General features: G+C 63.5%; 23 protein-coding genes and 1 riboswitch. Of the genes, 11 read left to right on the top strand and 12 right to left on the bottom strand.

Features of this window, described 5'->3' with window-relative positions:
• The first annotated feature begins 147 nt into the window (after positions 1-147).
• Both EKO19_RS13405 and EKO19_RS13400 read left to right on the top strand, forming a co-directional pair.
• A complete protein-coding gene (locus EKO19_RS13405; RefSeq protein ID WP_217705314.1) occupies positions 148-2,265 on the top strand; it encodes a S9 family peptidase in 2,118 nt (705 codons plus the stop codon).
• Positions 2,266-2,296: 31 nt separating this feature from the next.
• Complete coding sequence (locus EKO19_RS13400; protein ID WP_129776894.1) at positions 2,297-3,226, top strand: aldo/keto reductase; 930 nt, start codon at positions 2,297-2,299, stop codon at positions 3,224-3,226.
• Positions 3,227-3,281: 55 nt separating this feature from the next.
• Here the strand turns inward: EKO19_RS13400 and EKO19_RS13395 are convergent, their stop codons facing one another.
• Positions 3,282-3,917 (bottom strand): hypothetical protein, encoded by a 636-nt coding sequence (locus EKO19_RS13395; protein ID WP_129776893.1) that lies wholly within the window; start codon positions 3,915-3,917, stop codon positions 3,282-3,284.
• 139 nt (positions 3,918-4,056) lie between these two features.
• On the opposite strand from EKO19_RS13395, the gene EKO19_RS13390 reads away from it, so the two are divergent.
• Positions 4,057-4,548, top strand: a complete 492-nt coding sequence (locus tag EKO19_RS13390; RefSeq protein ID WP_246038886.1) for a DUF1003 domain-containing protein — start codon at positions 4,057-4,059, stop codon at positions 4,546-4,548.
• A gap of 52 nt (positions 4,549-4,600) precedes the next feature.
• On the opposite strand, the gene EKO19_RS13385 is transcribed toward EKO19_RS13390, so the two are convergent.
• Entirely contained in the window at positions 4,601-5,041 is a 441-nt protein-coding gene (locus tag EKO19_RS13385) for a hypothetical protein (RefSeq protein WP_217705313.1), read from the bottom strand.
• Here EKO19_RS13385 and EKO19_RS13380 point away from each other — a divergent pair.
• The gene (locus tag EKO19_RS13380) at positions 5,040-5,930 is read left to right on the top strand and encodes a rhomboid family intramembrane serine protease (protein ID WP_157995245.1); all 891 of its coding nucleotides are present in this window, start codon (positions 5,040-5,042) and stop codon (positions 5,928-5,930) included. The two genes, EKO19_RS13385 and EKO19_RS13380, sit on opposite strands and share 2 nt — an antisense overlap.
• 3 nt (positions 5,931-5,933) lie before the next feature.
• Here the strand turns inward: EKO19_RS13380 and EKO19_RS13375 are convergent, their stop codons facing one another.
• Positions 5,934-7,010, bottom strand: a complete 1,077-nt coding sequence (locus EKO19_RS13375) for a TonB family protein (RefSeq protein WP_157995244.1) — start codon at positions 7,008-7,010, stop codon at positions 5,934-5,936.
• Positions 7,011-7,150: 140 nt separating this feature from the next.
• On the opposite strand from EKO19_RS13375, the gene EKO19_RS13370 reads away from it, so the two are divergent.
• Both EKO19_RS13370 and EKO19_RS13365 read left to right on the top strand, forming a co-directional pair.
• Positions 7,151-7,795, top strand: coding sequence for a hypothetical protein (locus tag EKO19_RS13370; RefSeq protein ID WP_129776889.1), 645 nt, complete (start codon positions 7,151-7,153; stop codon positions 7,793-7,795).
• Between the two features lie 21 nt (positions 7,796-7,816).
• On the top strand, positions 7,817-8,779 hold the full coding sequence (locus EKO19_RS13365; protein ID WP_129776888.1) for a hypothetical protein: 963 nt from the start codon (positions 7,817-7,819) through the stop codon (positions 8,777-8,779).
• Positions 8,780-8,882: 103 nt separating this feature from the next.
• On the opposite strand, the gene folD is transcribed toward EKO19_RS13365, so the two are convergent.
• The 5 genes from folD to EKO19_RS13340 all read right to left on the bottom strand — a co-directional run bounded on the left by folD (position 8,883) and on the right by EKO19_RS13340 (position 14,487).
• Positions 8,883-9,767: a bifunctional methylenetetrahydrofolate dehydrogenase/methenyltetrahydrofolate cyclohydrolase FolD gene (gene folD / locus EKO19_RS13360; RefSeq protein WP_129776887.1), complete on the bottom strand. Its 885-nt coding sequence runs from the start codon at positions 9,765-9,767 to the stop codon at positions 8,883-8,885.
• Positions 9,764-10,612, bottom strand: coding sequence for a formyltetrahydrofolate deformylase (purU, locus tag EKO19_RS13355; RefSeq protein ID WP_407676650.1), 849 nt, complete (start codon positions 10,610-10,612; stop codon positions 9,764-9,766). Before purU ends, folD begins: the two co-directional genes overlap by 4 nt.
• Positions 10,613-10,747: 135 nt before the next feature.
• The gene (gene ahcY / locus EKO19_RS13350) at positions 10,748-12,166 is read right to left on the bottom strand and encodes an adenosylhomocysteinase (RefSeq protein WP_129776885.1); all 1,419 of its coding nucleotides are present in this window, start codon (positions 12,164-12,166) and stop codon (positions 10,748-10,750) included.
• A gap of 16 nt (positions 12,167-12,182) precedes the next feature.
• A riboswitch (S-adenosyl-L-homocysteine riboswitch) is annotated at positions 12,183-12,273 on the bottom strand.
• Between the two features lie 78 nt (positions 12,274-12,351).
• Positions 12,352-13,536 carry a methionine adenosyltransferase gene (gene metK / locus EKO19_RS13345; RefSeq protein WP_129776884.1) on the bottom strand — a complete coding sequence of 395 codons (1,185 nt, stop codon included), beginning with the start codon at positions 13,534-13,536 and terminating at the stop codon, positions 12,352-12,354.
• 45 nt (positions 13,537-13,581) lie between these two features.
• Positions 13,582-14,487, bottom strand: coding sequence for a carbohydrate kinase family protein (locus tag EKO19_RS13340; protein ID WP_129777399.1), 906 nt, complete (start codon positions 14,485-14,487; stop codon positions 13,582-13,584).
• Positions 14,488-14,710: 223 nt separating this feature from the next.
• On the opposite strand from EKO19_RS13340, the gene EKO19_RS13335 reads away from it, so the two are divergent.
• From EKO19_RS13335 to EKO19_RS13325, 3 genes are read left to right on the top strand one after another with little or no spacing between them, the layout of a single operon-like run.
• Positions 14,711-15,763: a diguanylate cyclase domain-containing protein gene (locus tag EKO19_RS13335; protein WP_246038897.1), complete on the top strand. Its 1,053-nt coding sequence runs from the start codon at positions 14,711-14,713 to the stop codon at positions 15,761-15,763.
• A gap of 57 nt (positions 15,764-15,820) precedes the next feature.
• Positions 15,821-17,347: a malonate--CoA ligase gene (locus tag EKO19_RS13330; protein ID WP_129776882.1), complete on the top strand. Its 1,527-nt coding sequence runs from the start codon at positions 15,821-15,823 to the stop codon at positions 17,345-17,347.
• Between the two features lie 14 nt (positions 17,348-17,361).
• The gene (locus EKO19_RS13325; RefSeq protein ID WP_129776881.1) at positions 17,362-18,258 is read left to right on the top strand and encodes a bifunctional 5,10-methylenetetrahydrofolate dehydrogenase/5,10-methenyltetrahydrofolate cyclohydrolase; all 897 of its coding nucleotides are present in this window, start codon (positions 17,362-17,364) and stop codon (positions 18,256-18,258) included.
• On the opposite strand, the gene EKO19_RS13320 is transcribed toward EKO19_RS13325, so the two are convergent.
• Positions 18,259-18,756 carry a MarR family winged helix-turn-helix transcriptional regulator gene (locus EKO19_RS13320; RefSeq protein WP_129776880.1) on the bottom strand — a complete coding sequence of 166 codons (498 nt, stop codon included), beginning with the start codon at positions 18,754-18,756 and terminating at the stop codon, positions 18,259-18,261.
• 462 nt (positions 18,757-19,218) lie between these two features.
• On the opposite strand from EKO19_RS13320, the gene EKO19_RS13315 reads away from it, so the two are divergent.
• Positions 19,219-19,431 carry a hypothetical protein gene (locus EKO19_RS13315; protein WP_129776879.1) on the top strand — a complete coding sequence of 71 codons (213 nt, stop codon included), beginning with the start codon at positions 19,219-19,221 and terminating at the stop codon, positions 19,429-19,431.
• Between the two features lie 41 nt (positions 19,432-19,472).
• Here the strand turns inward: EKO19_RS13315 and EKO19_RS13310 are convergent, their stop codons facing one another.
• Positions 19,473-22,187, bottom strand: a complete 2,715-nt coding sequence (locus EKO19_RS13310) for a phosphoenolpyruvate carboxylase (RefSeq protein WP_281281055.1) — start codon at positions 22,185-22,187, stop codon at positions 19,473-19,475.
• 56 nt (positions 22,188-22,243) lie between these two features.
• Positions 22,244-22,804 carry a nitrogen regulation protein NR(II) gene (locus EKO19_RS38265; protein ID WP_157995242.1) on the bottom strand — a complete coding sequence of 187 codons (561 nt, stop codon included), beginning with the start codon at positions 22,802-22,804 and terminating at the stop codon, positions 22,244-22,246.
• 233 nt (positions 22,805-23,037) lie between these two features.
• On the opposite strand from EKO19_RS38265, the gene EKO19_RS13305 reads away from it, so the two are divergent.
• Positions 23,038-24,852 carry a monovalent cation:proton antiporter-2 (CPA2) family protein gene (locus EKO19_RS13305; RefSeq protein WP_129776877.1) on the top strand — a complete coding sequence of 605 codons (1,815 nt, stop codon included), beginning with the start codon at positions 23,038-23,040 and terminating at the stop codon, positions 24,850-24,852.
• Here the strand turns inward: EKO19_RS13305 and EKO19_RS13300 are convergent.
• Positions 24,837-25,166 (bottom strand): hypothetical protein, encoded by a 330-nt coding sequence (locus EKO19_RS13300; protein ID WP_129776876.1) that lies wholly within the window; start codon positions 25,164-25,166, stop codon positions 24,837-24,839. The genes EKO19_RS13305 and EKO19_RS13300 overlap by 16 nt on opposite strands.
• Positions 25,167-25,181 lie beyond the last annotated feature (15 nt).

Here is a 25,181-nt window from a genome sequence, read left to right as displayed (position 1 = left end):
CGTCGCTAAACGCGCGGCATATTGCGTGATTCGACACGCCCGTGACAACGGAGCCCGCTGCTTACTGCCGGAAATAAACAAACCCTGCGCACACGCAGCATCGATCGGTAATAATCGCCCGACCACCCCGACAAGGAGCCGCGGCTAGTGAATACTTGCTTCGTAGCACGTGCGATCGCATTGGTTGCCATCGGCCTGATGAGCCCAACGATCCACGCCGCCGAACGTCGAGCCATCACACACGAAGATGTCTGGCTGCTGCCACGAGTCGGTGCGCCGGCCGTCAGTCCCGACGGCAAGCTCGCGGTGTTCAGCGTGACCGAGCCGGCGTATGCCAACGATCAGCAAGTGAGCGATTTGTGGTTGGCGAGCACCGACGGCAAATCCCCACCGCGCCGACTCACCCAGACGCGCGCCGGCGAGTCCGGCATGACCTGGAGCCCGGACAGCAAGCGCCTCGCCTTCGCCACCAAACGCGACGGCGACGACGCCAATCAGATTTATGTCCTCGACATCGCCACCGGCGGCGAAGCCCTGCGCGCGACGACCCTCAGCACGGGCGCCCGCTTGCCGAAATTCTCACCCGACGGCCGCAAGATCGCCTTCACCAGCGACGTGCCGCCAGCCAGCCGCAGTGACGAAGACAGCAAGCGCATCGTCGCTGAAGAGAAGGCGCGCAAATATAAGATTCGCGCCTACGACAGCTTCCCGATCCGCAACTGGGATACTTGGATGCCCGAGAATCGCCAGCCGCACGCCTTCGTGCAAACGATTGGCGCGAACGATGCGCGCGATCTGTTCGCCGGCACCGAATTGATCAAACAGCACGGCTTCGACGGCCGCAGCACGCCGGGCGCGAGCGAGCTGGATCTGACCTGGTCGCCCGATAGCGAAAGCTTGATCTTCGCTGCATCCCGGAACTCCAATCGCGGCGCCTTCGATTACACCAACACCGAGTTGTGGCAAGTTCCCGCGCAAGGCGGCGAGCCGAAGCGCCTGACCGGGAGTGAAGACTTGAAAGGCGGCGACGGCTGGAGCGAGCCGGAGTTCAGCCCGGACGGTCGCACGCTGTACGCGCTTCGCGAAGTGCGTGGCAAGTCGGTGTTCGGCCCGACGCATCTGGCTGCATTCGACTGGCCGTCACTGTCTCGTCGCACCGATATCACTTTGCCGGCGGAACGAGATCCGCTGAACTTCGTCGTCGCGCCCAACAATCGTGACATTTATCTGCTCGCCGAGGACGCGGGTCATTCGAAGATCTATCGCGGCAAGAGCACTGGCGGTGAGGCGCAGCTCGCGTTCGATGTGAAGGCCGGCGGCTACGGCAACCTCGTTGGCGCGGATCGAGCCAGCGCGCCGATGCTGATCGCGAATTTCGACAGCGCCGTCAGCCCGCCGGAAGTCGTGCGCATCGATCTGCAACGGGGCACTCATCAGGCGCTGACGAAGTTCACGGCGGAGAAGATCGCGCAGCTCGACCTGGCGCCGCTGGAACACTTCTGGTTCGACAGCAAGCGCGGCGCGCGCATTCACAACATGATCGTGCGCCCGCCCGGCTTCGATGCGACCAAGAAATATCCATTGCTGGTACTGATGCACGGCGGCCCGCACAGCATGTGGCGCGATGCCTTCTCCCTGCGCTGGAACTATCACCTGGTCGCGGCGCCCGGTTACGTCGTGCTGCTCACCAACTACAGCGGCTCTACTGGTTTCGGCGCGGACTTCTCACGGGCCATTCAGGGCGATCCGCTGGAAGGGCCGGCGCTGGAGATCAATCAAGCGGCGGATGAGGCGATCGCGCGTTATTCGTTCATCGACGGCTCGCGTCAATGCGCCGGCGGCGCGAGCTACGGCGGCCATCTCGCCAACTGGATGCAGGCGAGCACGACGCGGTATCGCTGTCTGATCAGCCACGCGGGTTTGATCAATCTCGAGAGCCAGTGGGCCACCAGCGATGTCACCTATTCACGTGAACAGAACATGGGCGGCCCGCCGTGGCAGCAAGGCGTGGATTGGAACAAACAAAATCCGATTCGCTATGCGTCGCAGTGGCAGACGCCAGTGCTGGTCACCGTCGGTGAACGTGACTTCCGCGTGCCGATGAACAACACGCTCGAATACTGGAGCGTGCTGCAACGTCAGCAGGTCGAGAGCCGCCTGTTGATCTTCCCCGACGAGAATCACTGGATCCTGCAAGGCGAGAACAGCCGGCAGTTCTTCAACGAAGTTCGCGAGTGGCTGGCGCGCTGGCTGAAAGCTCAGTAACGTTGCACGTTCCAGTAGAGGAGAACGTGCAATGTCTACACGCCGCCAGTTCCTGAGCCGTTCAGCTGCGATGCTCGCAGGGTCTTCACTCCTCGGCGGCTCGTGGCAATCGCTGGCCGCCGCGGCCAGCGAGGGCACGATGTTGAAACGAACCATTCCCTCGAGCGGCGAGGCCGTGCCGGCGATCGGCATGGGCACCTCGGGCAGCTTCGAGATCACACAGGGCAGCCCGGAATACGAGGCGCTCAAGGAAGTGCTCAAGCGCTTCTTCGATGGCGGCGCGACGTTGATCGACACCGCGCCGACGTACAGCAACGCCGAAGACATCCTCGGCCCGCTGCTGGCCGAGGCGAAACTGCGTCCGAAAGCATTCATTGCCACCAAGCTCTCGGGCGTCGTCGGTCGCGACAAAGGCCTCGCGCAATTCCAGAAGACGCTCAAGTCGTTGCGCACCGACAAGGTCGAGCTGCTGCAGGTTCATAACCTGGGCGATTGGAAAACCCAGCTGGCGCTGGCGCGCGAGCTGAAGCAACAAGGCAAGGTGAAGTACACCGGCATCACCCATTACCTGGACTCCGCGCACGATCAACTCGCCGACGTCGTTCAGGAAACCAAGCCGGATTTTCTGCAGATCAATTACTCGGTCACCAATCGCGGCGCCGAGCAACGCCTGTTCCCGATGGCCAGGGACCTCGGCATCGCCGTGCTCGCCAATCGCAACTTCAACGACGGCAAGCTGTTCAATCAGGTGAAGGACAAACAATTGCCGGGCTGGGCCAGGGAGATCGGCGTGACTTCCTGGGCGCAGATGTTTCTGAAGTTCTGCCTGAGCAACGAGGCCGTGACCGCGGTCATCCCCGCCACCGGTAAACCCGATCGCCAGTCCGACAACCTGCAGGCCGGCTATGGCCCGCTGTTGTCGGCGGCGCAAAAGAAAGAATTGGTCAGCCTGTTCGGCTGACCTTGCTCAGATCGCCGCCGGCCAATGGAAACATTGCCGGCGGCCTGCTCAATGTTCAGCTCTTGGTTTTACCGGCGTCCGGCTTCGGCAGCGGCACCAGCGCCGATACGGTCAGCTCCGGAGTCTGCAGCGACACCTGGCGCGGGATGCACTGGACCCGATCGGTCTGAATCTTCACCGACAGCTTCGGCAGCACGTGATCGCGCAGACCTTCCATCAGCTCGCAGTCGCCGGGCTCGAGGTCGAGCTTGCGATCGCGCGACAGCTCGACGGTTTTCCATTCGGCGGGGAATGTTTCATCGAGCTTGTTGGCCGGCACACCCAGGCGCTTGAGCAAGTCGTCGCGACTGGTCGGAGCGGGCGTTTTGGGCAGGTCGGCCACCGGCACCGGCGTGGCGGTCGTGATGGTGATGAAGAAATTCCGCGACGGCCGATTCAACGTGCAACCTTGCGCCATCACGCGCGTTTGCTCGTGCGCACCCAGCGCTCGCAGGATGGCTCGGATCCGATCCTCGGCAGCGTCGCAGTCGTACGCCGTCGTGAAGCCGGTGTAGCTGTAACGAATCTCCTGGGTCTTCCAGCCGGCCTGAACCGGCGCTGAACCGTCCGCGTGGCCCGCGAGCGGCAACAGCAGGCCGCCGCAGAGCGCCGCGATGAACGTATTTCTGAATCTGTGGGCCGCGTTACTCATGAATCTCTCCGAAACACCCTAACCGTTACCCGGTCTATAGAGCTTGGACGAATGGCACCCCGGCATGTTCCCCGGGCCATCCCAGCGCCGTCGTTAAAACTCGTTCATGATCCGGCGCAGACCGGATCAGCGAGGCCCCATGAATCATCCAACCATCGTCGATTTTCTGCGCCGGACCCCGCTCCAGGACCCGAATCGCCGGCTCGACGCCGAAGCGACCCTGGGCGACCGGCTCGCCGATCGCGTCGCCGGCTTCGGCGGCTCGTGGGCCTTCATCCTCGGCTTCATCGTGTTCCTCATCTGCTGGGCGGCGTTCAATCTGCTCGCCGGCCGGGAGCACGCGCCCGATCCCTATCCCTTCATCTTTCTGAATCTGATCCTGTCCATGCTGGCCGCGCTGCAGGCCCCCATCATCATGATGAGCCAGAACCGCCAGGCCGATAAGGACCGGCTGATGGCGACCCACGACTACGAGGTCAATCTCAAGGCCGAGATCGAGATCATGGCCCTGCACGAAAAACTCGACGCGGTCCGCACCCAGCAACTCAACGAGCTGCTCCTCAAACAACAGCAACAGCTCGACCTGCTGATCCGCCTGGTCGCGCAGCTCGACAGCAGGACGGACCGCTGATCACACGACTGTTTGCTTGCTGTGCGAGCCCCTCCTTCGCGCCGAAGAGATCTCATGACGCTTCTTGTTTCTTGGCTCGCTTGCCACGAGCCAGGCGCGCTTCGATGGAAGCGGCCGAGCGGACGGCGCGGCGTTTCAGGGCGCTGTGCACGTCGCTTTCCAGCGCGCCTTTGTCCTCAGCGGGGGCGGCGACGGCTGGCAGGGCGGCTACGCGGCCCATCAGCCAGAGCGCGGTCGCATAGATCCCGGCACTGACGCCGGGATCGCCGCGTTCCATCCGGATCAGGGTGGGCACCGAAATGCCCAGACGCTTGGCCCAGGTCCGCTGGGATTCCCGGCGCCGGACCCGGGCGATGGCCAGGTTCTCGCCCAGGGCGCGCAGCGCCTGGGCCGCCGCGGGTGGCAGGGCCTGCAGGGCTTGGGGGGCTGCCTTGGAATCCCCGCCGGCCGCCCCCACCCCTGCGGACCGGCCCGGAAAAGCACCACAGGTCATGACGCCCGACGACGCGCCCCCGAATCTGGTCGAGGTCTTTCGCTCGCTGCGAATGCCCGATTGCGACCAGCAGACGCTGATCCTCTCGGCGGTCGGCATTCACTCCTGGACCGTGGTGCGCGGGGGCATGTTCGTCGTGGTCGTGCCGGAGGAGTCGGCGGCGGTGGCCGTGCGCCATCTGACCGAGGTGGCCCAGGAAGCGCGGGCGCCTGTCCACATCCCCAAGCTGCCGAGAATCCAGCCTCGCGCCTGGACCGGATCGATCCTCTATGCCCTGGTGATGATGTGGGTTGCCTACGCAGCGGGCAGCGGCATGTTCGGTTTCGATTGGCTCGAGGGTGGCGCGCTGAATGGCGGGATTCCATCGACCCACGAATGGTGGCGGGTCGTAACCGCACTCACACTGCACGCCGACGTCGGTCATCTTCTGAGCAATCTCGCGTTCGGCACGGTGTTGGGCTTTCTAGTGTCACGCGCAGTGGGCGGCGGCGTCGCCTGGGCGAGCATTCTGATCGGCGCGATGATGGGCAACGCGCTGGACGCGCTGTGGATGCCGGTGGAACAACGATCGATTGGCGCATCGACCGCGGTGTTCGCGGCGCTCGGCATATTGAGCGCGTATTCATGGACGCTCGAAACCGCCACCAATCTGCGCTGGGCGAAGCGGCTCGGCCCGCTGATCGCCGGTGTGATGTTGCTTGGATTTCTCGGCGCCGGCGGTGAACGCACCGACGTGGTCGCGCACGTGACGGGATTTGCGAGCGGCTGTCTGCTCGGCGTGGCGCTCGGGATGGTTCCCGAGCGCCGCTTCGATTCATACGGCCTGCAATGGGCGGCAGGCCTGTTCACTCTCGCGACGATTGCCGTCGCGTGGTGGTTCGCGAGCTGAGCGCTATTCCTCGAGCTGGAAGTTCAAGCGCAGCCGATAGCGCTGGTTCTTGCAGGGGCTGCTCATGATCATCGCGCCCACCGCCTGCACCGCGCCCTGATCCAGACGAGTCGACAGGCTGCTCGCCACCACCTTGATGTCGGTGGGGCTGGCCGCCTTGCCGGGCACGGTGAATTCGACGACCACCGGGCCCTGCTCGTCGAGCTGACGTGCTTCGGCCGGATAGAAGTCGGAAATATTCACCGGCTTCACCACTTCATATTTGCAGTTCGCTTCGGTGTTGAGCGGCGGCAAAGGCGGACGCGGCTTGCAGGTCGCTTCGAAAGTCCCCGCGTTCACGCCCTCCACTGCCATGCTGGCCAGCACCGCGCGAATCGTTTTCTTGAGCACCACCGCCTGCGCCTCGGGCTGCGCGACGCCCTTGGCGTCGGTGCCGTCGTATTTGATATAGGCCTTGCACTCCAGCTCCAGGTCCGAGCCGTTGCTGACGAATACGGTGCGCCTCACACAGTGCTTGTCCGCTTTCTCGCCGCAATAGCGCGGCGTGTCGTCGCGGATCAGCGTGTAGCTCCACGAGCCGCCTTGCAGCTCGAAGGAATAGCCGTCCGCTTCCTTCACGATATTGCTGGGCATGGGCGTTCCGCCCGGCGCGGGTGCCGGCGTTCTGTTCTTCGCGGCCGCCATGTGAGAAGAGCAGTCCGCCGCTTTGCCGCCAGCGCCGCCCTTGGTCTTCTGAAACTCCGCCACCTGCGCGTTGAAGCAGGCCGCCAGACCCGCCAGCTCATCGGTGGTCGAGTTATGGGAGTCGACATATTCCTGCAGCAGCTTCTGCCGGGTGGCCTCGTCCTTGCCGACCGTCGACTGACTCGCCGCGCCCTTGATACAGCGCAGATACTCGCCCATGTCCTGGTCGAGCTTGAGCAGCGCCTGGGTGGCCGTCTTCATCTCCTCTTCGGTCGCCGAGGCGCCGGCGGGGATGGTGATCTTGAAGTTCGGTCGCGTGCAGTCCGCGTACGCCGAGCCAAACGGAAGCGCCGCCAGCGCGAGCGCCGTGAGTACGAGCCTCTTCGAAGCAATCACTGCGAATCGCATATCCCCGTCTCGAAGCTTCTGATGCACCAATTGTCGGCGATGCGTAGCGCCGGCGCCAGCGGCGCGCCGCCGAACTGAACCTTCGACCCGGACCGGCCTCTATTGGCAAGGGACCTAGTGGGGATGACGTGGCGGCGAGGGATTTCCTGTACGACGAGCGCGCGTCGCGACCGGCCATATTGGCGGTCGTCGTCGGCGCGCACCTGACGGCCTTCTTCATCGAGTGGCCGCAGAAGCGCGTTACCGACTCCGGCTACTGGGGGCCACCGAGAAGCATTGTCCTCATCCCCGCGCAGCCTCGCGAGCAACGGCCACCGCCGCCCCTGACCATGGCACCTGTCACCGGCGCCATCACGCCGCCACCGCAGCCAGGGTTGGCTCCATTGGATCTGCCGAGTGAAGCGGCCGCGCCTTCCGGATCGGCGATGGCCCCGCCCGATTGGAAACAATCCGGCACGGACGCGGCGGCCGATGCCGCGAGCAGGAACTATCGAGCGCTCGGCCCGCGTGCCGAAGCACCGAAAATCAAAATACCGCGCTCGCCGTTCAAACCGCCGCCCAAGCACAAGCGCGGCGAACTGGGCGAAGACGCGCTGGAAAACCCGGTGCTATGGCTGAGCGAGAACTGCTACATCAGGTTCGAGAATCGCAAGTTGCCGCTCGACGATCCCTTCCGCACCACCCCGATGACTCTGTGCACTTTCCCCGTGGGCAAACTCGAACCGAAGGGCGATCTGTTCGAACATCTGCGCAAACCGCAGGCCGTGCCGTGACTGGTGTACTCTCGGCGTGCCATGAGCCGCACGGACCCTGTGAGCATCGATGCAACGCTGCGCCAGTCGTTGGCGCAGGGAATGGCCGCGACCGAGCTATGGTCCTTGCTGCTGTCGGTATTGGGGCAGCGCGCCGCGCAGCGCTCGCCTTCCACGGTTCGTCAGCAATGGGAAACTGATCGGTTCGTGCAACCTTGCGCGGTGAATCAGCGCACGCTGAACGAACTGGACTCACATCTGCTCGCCGCAGCCGCCGATTTCGAAGCACTCGAACTATCGCCGGTCGCACCGCTCGCGTCCTGCTCGACGGTAGCGCTGACGAGCCAGAACAGAATTGTTTCTACCGCGCGCGGTACCGAAGTCGTTTCCGATCCGACCAACGTGCTCGCGTTGGAGTGCGCCAGGCGCTTACGAGAAGCGCCCGACGCGACAATCAAGCTCACGACCAGTCACCGCTGCGTGCGCGCGCAAGCCCTACCGAAGCGACCGGGATTCGCCGCGCATTTTCGAATGTTTTGTCTGGCGTCGGCCGCGCATGAACGCAAGGATCATGGCTTTGTCACCGAAGCATTGATCGAGCACATTCGAACTCACATTGCGGCGCTCGACCGGCTGGAGCAGCACGGCTACCACTTCCCGGATCGCCGGCTGAGGCTGCTTGCCACCCCGGAACGGCGGCACGTGGCCGAACGCATTGGCCGAGAATTCAGCGCGCCAGAGCGGCGGCATTCAAGCGAACGCGTCAGCGAGGAACCACGCGAGCTGCCGGTGACGCTGGAAACGCTGGAGCATCGGTATTATGACGGACTGCGATTCATGCTCGACGCCGGCACACCGGACGGCAACGCCGTGCCATTGATCGACGGCGGCGCGTTCGACTGGCTGCGCAAGCTCACCGACAACAAACGGATGGCCTATGTCGCGAGCGGCATGGGCTCGCAACTCGCGGCGATGTTATTTCGCCGCGTGGCCCGAATCGCCTGAGCACTCGCGGCGATGTTATTCGCCGCCCGGCCCGAATCGCCTGAATGCTCACGGCGGTGATATTTGGTCGGGTCGCCTGAATCGGCTGGGTGATGCCGGGAGATCAGGCGCGCCGACGGAACGGCGACGTCGTCGCGGACGCGGCGCGCTCGGCGGACAGAATCGTGTTGTGCAGGAGCATGGTGACGGTCATCTGACCCACGCCGCCCGGCACCGGCGTGATGTACGACGCCTTCTCTTTCACGCCCTCGAAGTCGACGTCGCCGACGATACGGCCGTCGGGCAGGCGATTGAAACCCACGTCGATGACCACCGCACCGGTCTTCACGATCTGCGGCACGATCAGATTCGGCACGCCGGCCGCCACGACCAGGATGTCCGCGAGCAACGTGAAATGACCGAGGTCGCGCGTCTTCTTGTGACAAATGACCACGGTCGCATCCTGCTGCATCAACATCAGCGCGGTGGGCTTGCCGACGATGTTGCTGGCGCCGACCACCACGACGTTCTGTCCCTCGACCCGGATGTTTTCGTGCTCGAGGATCTTCTGCACACCGTACGGCGTGCACGGCGAAAACACCGTGCTGCCGGTGACCAGGCCGCCCATGTTGTACAGATGAAAGCCATCCACATCCTTCTCGACGGAAATCTTCTCCAGCACGCTCGACACGCGGATGTGCGCCGGTAACGGCAACTGCACGAGGATGCCGTGCACGGTCGGGTCGTTGTTGAGACGTTCGATGTGATCGAGCACCTGCTCCTCGGTGGTGCTCGCCGGCAATTCGACCAGCTCGGAGCGGATGCCGACTTCCTTGCAGCCGGCGATCTTGTTGCGAACGTAGGACTGCGACGCCGGGTTGTCGCCGACCAGAATGACTGCCAGCGCCGGCGTCACATTGTGACGAGAGCGCAGCACGTCGACGCGAGCGTGATATTCCGCGCGCAGTTTTTTCGCAATCGCCTTGCCGTCGATAATCTTTGCCGTCACTTCAGTACCACCGTCTTGCTGCCATTCGCGAACACGCGCCGCTCGGCGTGCCACTTCACGGCCCGATTCAACACCACGCTCTCGAGATCGGCGCCGATGCTGACCAATTCTTCCGGCGTCATGGTGTGATCCACGCGCGCCACTTCCTGCTCGATGATCGGGCCTTCATCCAGATCCGTCGTCACATAGTGCGCGGTCGCGCCGATGAGCTTCACGCCGCGGGCGTGCGCCTGATGATACGCCTTGGCGCCCTTGAAGCCCGGCAGGAACGAATGATGGATATTGATGGCCCGGCCGGCGAAATATTCGCAGGCCCGCGGCGTCAGGATCTGCATGTAGCGCGCCAGCACCAGCAGCTCGCCGTCGACCTTCTCGAACAGATCGATCATGCGCTGTTCCTGCTCGGCCTTGCGCCCGTCGAGCACGGGCAGATAGTGATACGGCACCCCGTGCCACTCGCTCAGGCTGCGCATGTCCTGATGATTGGAGACGACCGCGACCACTTCAATGGGCAGCGTGCCGGTGCTCCAGCGATGCAACATGCTGTTCAGGCAGTGGCCTTGCCTGGACACCGCCAGCACCGCGCGACACTTGCGCGACGCTTCGTGGAATTTCCAGCGCATGCCGAAACGCTGCGCGACTGCATTCGAGAAGGCCTCGTCCATCTTCTGTAACGAGGGCGCGCCCTGACCGTTGTCATGAAACACGGTGCGCATGAACGACGTGTCCGAATCCGGATCGTCGTAGTGCTGTGCCTCGGTGATGAGGCAATTGTTGGTAGCGAGGAAACTGGCCACGGCCGCCACGACACCGGTGGTGTCGGGACAGGCCGTGGTCAGGACCATGCTCGGCGGCTTCGCCACCCCGGGACCTCGACCCGAACCCCCCTTGGGCACAACGGCGCGGGACAGGGAGCTCAGGTTGGCGGGAGTCGAGCCGTCGGACATGGTCATCTCCTGGACGGGACGGAGTGCCCCGCTTCAATAACGATAATGATCCGGCTTGTACGGCCCGGCCTTGTCGACACCGATGTACCTGGCCTGCTCGTCGGTCAGCGTGGTGAGCTTGACGCCGAGCTTGGCCAGTTGCAGCCGGGCGACCTTCTCGTCCAGGTGCTTGGGCAGCACATAGACGCCGATGGGGTACTTCGCCGTGTTCGCGAACAGCTCGATCTGCGCCAGGGTCTGGTTGGCGAAGGACGAGCTCATCACGTAGGAAGGATGACCGGTTGCGCAGCCCAGGTTAACCAGGCGACCTTCCGCCAGCAGGATGATGCGTTTGCCGTCCGGGAAAATGATGTGGTCGACCTGGGGCTTGATGTTCTCCCAGGGGTACTTCTTCAACGACGCCACGTCGATTTCATTGTCGAAGTGACCGATGTTGCAGACGATGGCGTTGTTCTTCATCGCCTTCATGTGATCGTGGGTGATCACGTGGAAGTTGCCGGTGGTGGTGACGAAGATGTCGCCGAGCTTGGCGGCCTCTTCCATGGTCACCACGCGATAGCCTTCCATCGCCGCCTGCAACGCGCAGATCGGATCGATCTCGGTGATCAGCACGGTGGCGGACAACGCACGCAGCGCCTGCGCCGAGCCCTTGCCCACGTCGCCATAGCCGGCCACGACCGCGACCTTGCCGGCGATCATCACGTCGGTGGCGCGCTTGATGCCGTCGACCAGCGACTCACGGCAGCCGTACAGGTTGTCGAACTTGCTCTTGGTGACCGAGTCGTTGACGTTGATGGCCGGGAACGCGAGCTTGCCGTCCTTCGCCATCTGATACAGGCGCTTGACGCCGGTGGTGGTCTCTTCGGTGACGCCCTTCACGGCCTTCAACCGCACCGAGTACCACTTCGGGTCGACCTTGAGCTTGGCCTTGATGGCGTTGAACAGGCAGATTTCTTCTTCGCTGCCCGGGTTGTTCAGCACGCTCAGATCGCTCTCGGCGCGCGTGCCCAGATGCAACAGCAGCGTCGCGTCGCCGCCGTCGTCGAGGATCATGTTCGAATGACCGCCGTCGGCCCATTCGAAGATGCGGTGGGTGTAATCCCAGTACTCATCCAGCGTTTCGCCCTTGTATGCGAACACGGGAGTGCCCTTCACCGCGATGGCGGCGGCGGCATGATCTTGCGTGGAGTAGATGTTGCACGAGGCCCAACGCACCTGGGCGCCGAGCGCCTGCAGCGTCTCGATCAGCACCGCGGTCTGGATGGTCATGTGCAGGGAGCCGGTGATGCGGGCTCCTTTCAAAGGCTGGGACTTGGCGAACTCTTCGCGGATCGCCATCAGACCGGGCATTTCGGTCTCGGCAATCAGGATTTCCTTGCGACCCCAATCGGCCAGCTTCAGGTCGGCCACATGGAAATCACCCGTGGAAGCAGGCTTGGCGACTGCGCTCATACATATCTCCGTCTTAAGTTGGAGGGCGCCGTTGCCTGTTGGCTTGCGAGCCGAGCCTGGCAGTCATGGGCGGAACGCCTCGAGCTGCTGCAGCGCCCCTCGGATCGCGGAGCGGGGATTCTAACGTAAAACGCCGGGCCCGACGATGCGTCGAGCCCGGCGTGTGAACCAATACAGTCTATTCGTCAGGCGTTGGCCGCGCGCTTGGCGCCGGCCTCGGCCGCCAGCAACTCGGCCTTGTCGGTCTTTTCCCAGGTGAATTCCGGCTCATTGCGGCCGAAATGGCCGTAGGAGGCGGTCTTCTGGTAGATCGGACGCAGCAGGTCCAGCATCTGGATGATGCCCTTCGGGCGCAGGTCGAAATGTTTCGCGACCAGCTCTTCCAGGCGCTCGTCGGACACTTTGCCGGTGCCGAAAGTGGTGACCATGATGCTGGTGGGCTTGGCGACGCCGATCGCGTACGACACCTGCACCTGAGCCTTGGTCGCCAGGCCCGAGGCGACGATGTTCTTGGCGACGTAGCGCGCAGCGTAAGCAGCCGAGCGGTCGACCTTCGACGGGTCCTTGCCCGAGAACGCGCCACCGCCGTGCGGAGCGGCACCGCCGTAGGTGTCGACGATGATCTTGCGACCGGTCAGACCGGCATCGCCCTGCGGACCGCCGACCACGAACCGGCCGGTGGGATTGATCAGATAGTTCACCTTCTTGCCGATCATTTCCTTCGGCAGCACCGGCTTCACGATCTCCTCGATCACCGCCTCGGACAGCTGCTTGTGCTCGATGTCCGGGTGATGCTGGGTCGAGAGCACGACGGTGTCGATCTCTTTCGGCCTGCCGTCGATATAACGAATGGTGACCTGCGACTTCGCGTCCGGACGCAGCCAGGGCAGCTTGCCGTTCTTGCGCAACTGCGCCTGACGCTCGACCAGACGATGCGACAGATAGATGGGCAGCGGCATCAGGCTGGGCGTTTCATCGCACGCGTAACCGAACATCAGGCCCTGGTCGCCGGCACCTTGATCCAGATCGATACCGCGGCCTTCGTCCACGCCCTGGGCAATGTCCTGAGACTGTTTGCCATACGCGACCAGCACCGAGCAGCCTTTGTAGTCGATGCCGTAGTCGGTGTTGTCGTAGCCGATGCGTTGAATCGTGTCGCGCGCGACCGCCTGGAAATCGACCACGGCGCCGGTCGTGATCTCGCCGGCAAGCACCACCAGGCCGGTCGTGCACAGGGTCTCGGCGGCAACGCGCGAGTACTTATCCTGCGCCAGGATGGCATCCAGGACGCCATCGGAGATCTGATCCGCGACTTTGTCCGGATGCCCTTCCGAGACGGATTCGGAGGTAAACAGGAAGCTGCTGCTCATTAAGAAGGTCCTTTGACTTGAATTCGAATGCTAACCCGCCGGCGGTTACAGCGGGGTACCAAAGTTTTCCCGATAGCGGGTAGCAAATTCGTCGCGGCTGAACCGATGGTTTTGGGTGCCGCGGGATTCGATCTTGATCGCTCCGAGCAGCGACGCAATCCGGCCCGTCGTCTCCCAATCCCGACCATGGATCAGCCCGTGCAGCAGACCGGCGCGATAGGCATCGCCGCAACCGGTCGGATCGACCACCGCCTTCGGCTTCGCCGTCGGAATCACGATCTTGCCCTCGCGGGTATGGATTTCCGAGCCCTCGGCGCCACGCGTGACGATCAATGCCTGGACGTGCTTGAGTATTTGGGCTTCGTTCCAGCCGGTGCGCTGCTGCACCACCTGCCACTCGTAATCATTCAGCGTCACATAGGTGGCCTTGCTGATGAAGTTCTTCAAGTGCTCGCCGTCGAACAACGGCATGGCCTGGCCCAGATCGAAAATAAAGGGAATGCCGGCCGCGGCGAACTGCGCGGCGTGCTGAAGCATGCCGTCGCGACCATCGGGAGCGACGATGCCGACTTTGATGGGCTGCTCGGCCCGCTGGATCGCCTGCGACACTTCATTGACGTGCGACTGTTGCATGGCGCCCGGATGAAAGGCCCAGATCTGATTGTCGTCGAGGTCCGTGGTCACGAAGCCCTGCGCGGTGTGCTCGCTTTCCAGCACGCGCACGTAATCCGTGGGGATACCGTTCTGCCGCATCCAGTCCAGGTATAAGCCAGCATCGCGGCCGACCGTCGCCATGAGGTATCCAGTGTCGCCGAGCAGCTTGAGGTTGTAGGCGATGTTGCCGCCACAGCCGCCGTACTCGCGCCGCATCTGCGGCACCAGGAACGACACGTTCAGCATGTGGATCTTGTCGGGCAGGATGTGATTCCGGAACCGGTCCTCGAACACCATGATGGTATCGAAGGCCACCGAGCCGCAGATCAGAGCCCGTCCACCGGCCTGTGCATGCTGAGTCAAACGCCGTTCTCCTGAAATTGTCAAAACCGAATTGTAGCCTTGGCGGCCGTCCCGTGGGTCCAACGGATGGAATTACTGGTGAACCCGTAGGTGGGTTCAAGCGTTACGGAGCATTCAAGGTGGGGAGCGCCCCGAGGGGAGTGACGGATTGTTCAACGTGGAGCCTCGCAACCGCTTCGACCGTTCGACCCGGCAGGATTCGTCGCCATCCGACGACGATCTGACCGACGTCGAGCCCGAGTCCCGGCCGGCATCTGATGGGCAGGACGCCCAAATGCCGGGCGCGCGCGGATGCGCAGGACCGGCCATCCTCATCGTCGAGGATGAGGGCATTGTCGCGCAGGACCTGATGGAAGCACTCACCCGCCTCGGCTACCGCATCAGCGGCGTGGCGAGCGAGGGCGCGCAGGCGGTGAGCATGGCCACCCAGTTGCGGCCCGAGCTGGTGGTCATGGACGTGAGCCTGCGAGGCGAGATCGATGGCATTCAGGCGGCGCGCATGATGCAGGAACACGCGCATGTGCCGGTCATCTTTCTCACCGGTCATCGCGACGCCGAGACGCTCCAGCGCGCGGTGCTCACCGGTCCGCTCGGATATTTGATCAAGCCGTTCCAGGAAGACGAGCTGCGCTGTGCGATCGAGGTCGCCATCCACAAGCATCGCGCCGAGCAGCAAGTCCGCGAGCGCGAAGAAGAACTGCGCCGAAGCGCCGAGCTGCTGCAGAACCTGACGCTGATCGACGAGCTGACCCAGCTGCGCAATCGCCGCGGCTTTTTCGAGCTGGCCCAGCAGGCGCTGAAAGTGGCCCAGCGCGAGCACTATGCGATGGGCGTGTTCTTCATGGACTTGAACGGCCTGAAGCGCATCAACGACAACCTCGGTCATCAGGCCGGCGACCAGGCACTGCGCGATACCGCCGAAGTACTGCGCGATACATTTCGCAGCTCGGACATTCTGGCGCGCATCGGCGGCGACGAGTTCGTCGCCATGGCGCACGTGCATTCCACTCAGGACCTGCACGCGCTGGCCGGCCGGCTGCGCGATCATCTGCAGGTCTTCAATCAAACCCATCGCCGCCCCTATCCGCTGAACATCAGCGTGGGCATGACGCTGGTGGACATTCCCACCGAAGAAGACCTCGAGTCGCTGCTGGCGCGCGCCGATGCCGCCATGTACGAAGAGAAGCGCGCCGTCTCCAACCGGGCCTGAGTCGTCAGGGCCGGGGCGCTATCATGGGCGCCTGACCACGCCTCATGAGATCCGCCGATGTCGAATGCCGCTGCCACCGACGATCCGTCACAGTGGCTGGAAGCCGTCGCCGCTGACGATCCGGAACGCCCGTTGCTGGAAACTGGCACGGGACGCCGCTTCAATTATGGTCAAATGGCCGCGCTCACCCGACGGCTCGCCGGAGCGTTGACGACGCTCGAAGTGAAGCCCGGCGATCGGGTCGTCGCCCAGGTCGAGAAATCTCCCGAGGCCATCGCGCTGTACCTGGCCTGCCTGCACCTCGACGCGACTTTCGTTCCTTTGAACACGGCTTACACCCTCGCCGAGCTCGAATATTTTCTTGGCGATGCCGCCCCGAGCGTCGCGGTCGTGCGCCCCGCCGATCGCGAGCAGGTACGACCGATCGCCGCGGCGTGTGGCGTCGAGCACGTGGAAACATTGGACGATCGCGGCGGCGGCTCGCTGCTGGAAATCGCCGGCCACGCACCTCAAAGGGCCGCTCATGCTCCGGCAACGCTGGCAGCCTTGCTCTACACCTCCGGCACCACCGGCCGCTCCAAAGGTGCGATGCTCACGCGCGCCAACCTGTCATCCAATGCGACGACACTGGCACAGGCCTGGCGCTTCAGCCCGCACGACGTGCTGTTGCACGCCCTGCCGATCTTTCACGTGCATGGCCTGTTCGTCGCGATCAACACCGTGCTGGCGTCGGGCAGCTCGATGCTGTTCCTGGCGAAATTCGACGCCGACGAAATCATCCGGCTGCTGCCCCGGGCCAGCGTGATGATGGGCGTGCCGACCTTCTACACGCGCCTGTTACAACACCCCGGACTGAACCGGCACACGGTGCGCAACGTGCGCTTGTTCGTTTCGGGTTCGGCGCCGCTGCTGGCCGAGACCCATCGGGAATTTCAGGCACGCACCGGCCACGCCATCCTGGAACGCTATGGCATGAGCGAGACGCTGATGAACACGTCCAACCCGTACGATGGCCAGCGCATTCCAGGATCGGTCGGCCCCGCGCTGCCAGGTGTCGAAGTGAGGATCGCGGCTCCGGAGAGCGGCGCGCCGCTGACGCAGCCCGACGCCATCGGCATGATCGAAGTGCGGGGCCCGAATGTTTTCTCGGGTTACTGGCGCATGCCGGAGAAAACCGCGTCTGAATTTCGCGAGGACGGTTTTTTCATCACCGGCGATCTCGGCAAGCGCGACGCCCATGGTTATGTATATATCGTCGGTCGCGGCAAGGACTTGATCATCACCGGCGGTTACAACGTCTATCCCATCGAGGTCGAGCTGGAAATCGACGCGCTGCCCGGCGTGAACGAGAGCGCCGTCATCGGCGTGCCCCATGCAGATTTCGGCGAAGGCGTCACCGCGGTGGTGGTGCTGAACGAGAACGCCGTGCTGGACGAAGCGAGCATTCGTAGCGCGCTCGAGCAACGGCTGGCCAGATTCAAGCTGCCCAAGCGCATCGTGTTCGTCGACCAGCTGCCCCGGAACACCATGGGCAAAGTACAAAAAAGCGCCCTGCGCGAACGCTATCGCGATCTCTATACATAACCAGGAAATTCCACATGACCGCCACTCTGATCGACGGCCGCGCCGTCGCCGAACGTCTGCGTGACCGCGTTGCCGCCCGCACCGCCGAGCTGGCCCGGCACGGCGTGATTCCCGGTCTGGCGGTGGTGCTGGTCGGCGACGATCCGGCCAGCCAGGTGTACGTCGGCAGCAAGACCAAACAAGCGGCGGCGGCCGGGCTGAAACATTTCGATCATCGCCTGCCCGCGACCACCGGCACCTCGGAGTTGATTGCACTGGTCGAGCAATTGAATGCTCGCGACGATGTGCACGGCATTCTGGTGCAGCTGCCGCTGCCGGTCGGCGTGGATAGCGCGGCGGTGCTGGCCGCCATCGATCCGGCCAAGGATGTCGACGGCTTTCATGCGGTCAATGCCGGCCGGCTGGCGCTGGGTCAGGATGCAACCGTGCCGTGCACGCCGCTCGGCTGTCTGATCCTGATTCGCGAAGTGACGCGCGATCTGGCCGGCAAGCGCGCCGTCGTGGTCGGCCGTTCCAACATCGTCGGCAAGCCGATGGCACAGTTGCTGTTACAAAACGACTGCACTGTAACGATTGCTCACTCGCGCACGCGCGATCTGCCGCAGCTGTGTCGCGAGGCGGAGATTCTGGTGGCGGCCATCGGGCGACCGAAAGCCATCGCCGGCGACTGGATCCGCGCCGGCGCGATCGTCATCGACGTGGGCATCAATCGCACCACGGGCGCGGATGGGAAGAACAAACTGGTCGGCGACGTCGACTTCGACGCGGCACTGTCACATGCCGGTGCAATCACGCCCGTGCCTGGCGGCGTCGGGCCCATGACCATCGCATGCCTGCTGATGAACACTGTGAACGCGGCGATCCGTTCACGAGCGGGCACGCTCGGCCCGCTCATCGGTGTTTCTCAATAGTTACTCAGCGTCGGCGCTGTCGGCGTTGCCGATGGTCGCCGCCAGCTTGTCGATGATGGAGTACAACGACACGCGCTCCGACTCGTTCAACGTCAGCAGCATGTCTGCCTGACGTTTGCGCGCCACCGGTAGCACCGCTTTGTACAAAGCGGTGCCTTTCGGTGTGATCGAAACCATCACCGGCGCCGCCAGCGCTTCGGTCGAACGCGAACCGCGATCCTTGATCGCCTTGGTCTTGGTCAGCCCGCGCGTCGCCATCACGCGCAACGTCCGGCTCACCTGACCCTTGTCCATGCCGCTGCGGGTCGTGACTTCCGAGAAGCGCATCGGCGCGAAGCGTGCCACCAGCGCCAGCAGGCGCCATTCCGGCAGGCTCAGATCGAACTGCTCCAGATACGGCTTGGTGAGATTGGTGCGCAGGGAGTTCGACAGGCGCGTCAATCGAAACGTGAGGAAGTCCTCCACGTTCAGATGCGAGCCGCTGCGCGACACCGCCATCCAGGGCGAGGCTGTCTTGGTTGTTGACCGCTGCCGCGGCTTGTTTTGCGAAGGAGCTTTCACTTACGTGCCAATTCGGCAATAGGCCGAAGAGTTTAGGAGGACGCGGATTCTGCCGTAAGCAATCGCGCTTGAATAGAACATCGCAGCTAACAAAGTTGTAAACATGCAGTTCTCGACACTTTCGTACGTTATGCAATCACGCGCGAATGCTGAACGGAGCGTCGATGTTTCTGCGCGAGAATTTGCCGTGTTTTCTGGGTAGCCCCGGCGCGCGCGTTCACGCCCGCACGTGACAAATTTTGTCCATTTGTTACGCGCCACACTGTATCTGCCTGTTTGCACGCCGCGAATCGCAAGTGACGTTTCGCGACCACGCATACAAAGCGGACACACGGGAAAAAAACTGGTGCGGCGATAAAAACGGACTGCTATGGTCCGCCGCGCTCCGTGGAACGCTTCATGCCACAACCAGAAGCCCAAGCCCGCGTCATAGAAGAGTGGTTCCGGTTGCCGGAATCGCGCCGGCTGCACGCGACCGACGCGGTCGTGTTCGCGTTCAGGCTGTTACAAGACCGGCCGGAGATGTTTGCGCGCGACCGGGGCCGAGACCACGTCAATCACGACGTGATCGTCGAGTGGCTGCTGCCGTATCTGACTCGCCAGACCAACTGAGCCGAGCCCATCGATCGATATCAATGGATCCCGCGGCCGCCTCAGGCGCCTTGCAAGGCCTGGCCGATCCCGCTGACCGTCGCCAGCAATCCCGACAACAATTCGCGGTCGTCCCGCTTGCCGGCGCGCCAGCGCCGCAACAGGTCCACCTGCGTCAGATGCATGGGATCGATGTACGGGTTACGCAATAAAATAGAGCGCTGGACCGTCGACGCGCCTTCCAGCAACTGCTGGCAGCAGCGGATTTGCAGGACTTGCTGCCGGGCCAGCTCGTATTCGGCGCGCAGGATGGGAATGAAGCGCCGATATTTTTCGTCCACCAGCTGTTCATAGACGCGCGCGATATCCAGGTCCGCGCGCGCCAGCGACAGCTCGATGTCGTCGACCAGATTCGTAAAGAAGAACCAGTGCTCGTGCATGTCGCGCAGGACCGCGTCGCCGAGCGTGCTCGACGCCAGCGCCAGCGCCGAGCCGGCGCCGAACCAGCCGGGCATCATGTAACGACACTGCGACCACGCATGCCACCACGGGATGGAGCGGATGGCGGCGATGCCGACGCGGTCCAGCCGGGACACCGGACGCGAGCCGAGCTGCATGCGCTCGATCACGTCGATGGGTGTCAGTTGACAGAAGAAGTCGTGGAACTCGGGATCGTCGAATACTAGGCCGCGATACACGCGCGAGCTCTCCGTGCTCATCAGCTCCATCGCCTCGCGCCAGGCCGGCTCGACCCGCTCCGGCGGCATCACACCCGCCCGTGACAGCGACAGCGCGTTGAATGCCTGCTCGAACACCCGGAGTGCGATCGGGCGCAGACCGTATTTCTCGTTGACCAGCTCGCCCTGCTCGGTGATGCGCAATCGACCACGACGCGCGCCGTTCGGAGCGCTTCTGACCAGCACTTCGGTGCGGCCGCCGCCACGATCGATGCCGTCGGCCTGACCGTGAAAAAGTGTCAAATCGATGCCAGCGGCATCGGCCGCGGCAAATAAGGATTCCTGCGCCTGACGAATCAGCCAGCGCGCGCGCACGATGCCGCTTTCCTTGTTGCTGGCTGAATAACCGATCATCACGTACTGATGATTGGCGCGGCCCTGCAGGTGACGTTTGTAAACCGGTTCTTCGAACAGCTGTTTCATCATCTCGCCGCAGCGTTGCAGCGATTCGGCCGATTCGAACATCGGCGCCACGTCGGTGGGCACATCGCCGGTACGACGATCGGCGGTATCGGCCCAGCGCGCCAGCAACAGCAGCGACAGCATGTCGTCGATGCCCTGGGTCGAGCTCACGACATAAGCCCCAATCGCGTCGTCACCGTAGCGATGACGACAATGCGCCAGCGCTTCGAGCACCCACAGACTGCGTTTGCCGGTGGCGTCGAGTACGTTGCTCGGCCCTTCGTCGCGCTCGAGCGCATCTCGCAACCGAGCCGTGCGCTCCGCACTGGTGCGATTCGCCCAGCCCGCGTCATTGAACCCCTGACCGACCACGGCGCGATGCGCGGCCGCGTTCTGGCGCAGATCCAGCGTGGCCAGATGGAATCCGAAGGTTCGAATCCGGCGGATCAGGCGACGCACTTGAAACAATCCGGCGTGCTCGCCCTTGTTGGCGCGCAGGCTGTCGGAGATCATATTGATGTCGCCGAGGAACTCGTTGACGCCCTCGTATTGATTGGCGCGCCCTTCGTAGGTCGCACGCAACCGCTCCATGATCTGCCCCAAAAAGACGCGATAAGGCATGCGGTCGTGCCGGGCCGGCGACAGGCTCCCGCCCGAGCGCAACAGCACCGAATACTGCTCGACCCGCGCCACCAGCTCCGGCGTAACACCGACGCGCGAGGCGCTTTGAGACAACGATTCCGCGAGGCCTTTGCACTCGAGGAAATAGTTGTTGACGATGATCTGCTGGTGACGCGCGATGGTTTCGCGCAGGGTCTTGGCATGCACATCGGGATTGCCGTCCATGTCGCCGCCGACCCAGGAGCCGAAGCGCAGGATCTCCGGCAATTCACGTTCGCGGGCTTCCTCACCGTACGCCTGCTCGAGCGCCGTCTCGATCTCTTCGTAGAACGTCGGCACGATTTTGTAGAGCACTTCGGCAAGGAAAAACAGCACGTGCTCGCGTTCATCGGCGACCGTCAGACGCTCGCGTGAGTTCTCGGCCGTCTGCCAGCCCGACGTGATCTCGTTCCGAACGCGATCCCACAGCACGCGCGTTTCATTCGCGGTGCGCGGCAGGCCGATACGTTTCAGCAGCAACTGCGCGATCTTCTGCTGTTTGCGCAGGATGGTGCGACGGGTGGATTCGGTGGGATGCGCCGTGAACACCGGCTCGATCCACATCTGCAGCATCAACCGCCAGACATCCTCGAGCGACAGGCCCTGCGCCTTGAGCTTGTTGACCGCCTCGATGATGCCGCTGGGCTGGGTCTTGCCTTCGTTGAAATACTGGCGGCGGCGGCGGATGCGATGAACCTTCTCCGCCATGTTGACCATCTCGAACCAGGTCGAGAATGCGCGCACCAGATCGCGTGCCTGCTCCGGCGGGACGTTGCGGGTCCGTTCGCTCAGCTCACGGCCGCTGGCGGTGTCGCCTTCCCGGCGCGCGATGGCCGCTTGCCGGTCGCTTTCCACCGCTTCGAACAGGGCATCGCCGCCCTGCTCGCGGATGACCTGGCCGACCAGTGCGCCAAGCATGTGTACGTCTTCCCGCAGCTCGGCGTCTTTTTGCGGAAAGCTAATGTCGGAGCGAGGCATGGGGGCGCGGAGTTTATCAGAGTGCCCCGTGCCTCCCACCCCGGCCGGTGTCGATTTCAGGCTACGCGGGCTGGAAAAGTCTTCAGCAGCGACTGCTTGCAAGTGGAGCACGCCCCCGGCTCCAGGCGCGGCAAGGTGCTGTCGGCGGGGATTGCCAGGGTCTGCTGGGCGTCCTCGATCTCTTCCCAGGCCCCCAGGCGGACCTGGATCCGCCGGCACCACATGCAACAGCGCAGGCTGCGCTCGTCGCGCGGATAGGACGGGTCGAGCAACGCCACCGCCGGGCGGGCTTCGCTCCACACCGGCTCGCATACGTGACGGATGGAGCCGTCGGCGAGCGGGGACAGCTCGATGTCGACGAGCCGGCGCTCATCGACCCGGTCGGCGCGCGCCGGGACGAACACGCTGCCGCCGACCGCGCGCACGCGGCTGTAAAGCAATTCCCACAACTGGCGCACGACGCCGTCGGGGATTCGTTGCCAGATCGGTTGGCCGAGCACTTCGGCCAGGCTCGGTCCGACACCTCGCGCCGGCGCCACGAACCGGCTCCACGCGGGATTGACGAACACGATGCGATCCAACGCATCGATGATGTAAACAGGACGGGGATCCGCCATATCGTTGACCATAAACAGTCACGCCGGCGGAAAGTGGACGGTGAACGAAAACGCCGTCGTGACGATCCACATCATCGGCCCGCCGTCAGAAGCGGCCCATGAGGTTGCCCCTGAATGCCGCCCCCGCCCGAGCGCGGTATGCGGCTGATACGATTACCACCCGATAGCGAACCCGAGACGTAGCGAGCTTAAGGTTTTGCTTCACATCGACCGGGTTTTACGACGAGACGCGCATGACGTTAACAGGACAAATCGCGGTATTTCTGGGCGCCACGGTGCTGGCGGTGCCCATGTTCCGGCGCCTGCGCCTGAGCTCCATCCTCGCGTATCTGGCGGCGGGCGTGGCCATCGGACCGTTCGGGCTGGCGGTCATCGACGACATCGAAGGCGTCATGCACCTCGCTGAATTTGGCGTCGTGCTGTTGTTGTTCGTCATCGGCCTGGAATTGCAGCCCTCGCGCCTGCGCGCGCTACGGCGATCCATTTTCGGACTCGGCGTGTTGCAAGTGGCGAGCACGACGGCGCTACTCACATTCATCGCGCACTTGCTGGGCCTGCCGATGAATGCCGCGTTCGTCACGGGCTTCGCGCTGTCACTCTCGTCCACGCCGCTGGTCCTGCAACTGCTCGCCGAACGTCACGAGCTGAACACTCAACACGGCCGACCGGCGTTCGCGATCCTGTTGTTTCAAGACATTGCGGTGATGCCGATGCTGGCCGTGCTGCCGATGCTGGGCACGACCGGTGCCACACAATCGCTCGGCGCGACGTTGCTTGGCACTGCCAAAGGTCTCGGCGTACTCGCATTGCTGGTATTCGGCGGCCGTTATGTGTTGCGTCCGCTGTTGAGATTCGTGGCGGAAACCAAAGTCTCGGAAGTATTCACGGCGGCGGCGTTGCTCGTGGTCATCGGCACCGCGCTGCTCGTCGACGCGGTTGGAATGTCGATGGCGCTCGGTGCCTTCGTCGCCGGCCTGCTGCTGGCCGAAAGCGAATATCGTCACGAACTGGAAGCGGACATCGAGCCGTTCAAAGGTCTGCTGCTCGGCTTGTTCTTTATCTCCGTAGGCATGACCACCAACATCAGCCTGCTGCTCGAACGGCCACTGCTGATTGCGAGCCTGGTGGTCGGCCTGCTCGCCATCAAAGCAGTCCTGTTGTGGGGGCTGGCGCGCCTCGGCGGCATTCCGTCGCGCCATGCTTCACCGCTGGCGGCGTCGCTCGCGCAAGGCGGCGAGTTCGGTTTCGTGCTGTTCGCGCTCGCCGTCAGCTACGGAATCATGGACCGACCGCTGGCGCAGATGCTGGTGATCGTCGTGACCCTTTCGATGGCGGTGACGCCGTTGGTGATCAAACTGCACGCCGCGTTCATCGAACCGCTCTACACCAAGGGTGAGCCGCAGCGTGACTTCGACACCATCGACGACCCCAACAGCCGTGTGCTGATTGCCGGCTTCGGCCGCGTCGGCCAGGTCGTCGCGCGCGTGCTCCGCATGCGACACATCTCTTTTACCGCGCTGGAGTCGAGCGTCGCGCAGGTCGACTTCGTGCGCCGTTTCGGCAACAAGGTTTATTACGGCGATCCGTCGCGACTGGAGTTGTTACAGGCGGCCGGCGCCGGGCGCGCCGAGATCTTCGTGCTGGCGATGGACGACATCGAGGCGTCGGTGCGCACGGCCGAGCTGATCCAGAAACATTTCCCGCAGCTCAAAGTGTTCGCCCGCGCCCGCAATCGTCAGCACGCGATCCGGCTGATGGATCTGGGCGTTCGTTACTTCATGCGCGAGACGTACTACTCCAGCCTGGACATGGCGCAGAACACCCTGGAGGCTCTGGGACTGTCGCGCGCCGAAGCGCTGGAAAGCATCCGGCGCTTCGATGCGCACGATCGCAAGCTGCTGGAGCAGCAACGGCTGGCGGGTGACGACGAGCAAAAATTGATTCAGTCGTCGCAACAGGCCGCGAGGGAACTGGAGGGTCTGTTCGAAGAGGACGTGCGCGGCAGCGAGTCGGAGCGCGCCGAGGAGAAAACTCAGGCGACCGCCTGAATGGTCCGAACGTAGGCGGCCTGCATCAGACCTTCGATGGCTTTTTCCGCGCGCGGCGCGAGCAGCAGGCGCAATGTGACATCGTCGGACGGCCGCGCCGGATCGTCGGTCAGGATCTGCTCGATGAAGCGCGTCACCCGATGCTGAATCTCATTGATGAACCGCAGCTTCATGGGATCGATGTGCTGCTGGCCGCCGGGCGAATAGAAGTTGCGGCCTTCCAGGGTGAGCTCGTACATGAAACGAGTCATGAAGCGCGCCTGTTCATGGGCGGACAGCCCCGAGAAGTTCCGAATCTCCGATTCGATATTCATGCGCCCTCCACCGCC

Source organism: Peristeroidobacter soli, assembly GCF_004138485.1.
GTDB lineage: Bacteria > Pseudomonadota > Gammaproteobacteria > Steroidobacterales > Steroidobacteraceae > Steroidobacter > Steroidobacter soli.
The sequence above is the reverse complement of the archived record's forward strand: the minus strand, read 5'-3'. Positions and strand labels throughout refer to the sequence as shown.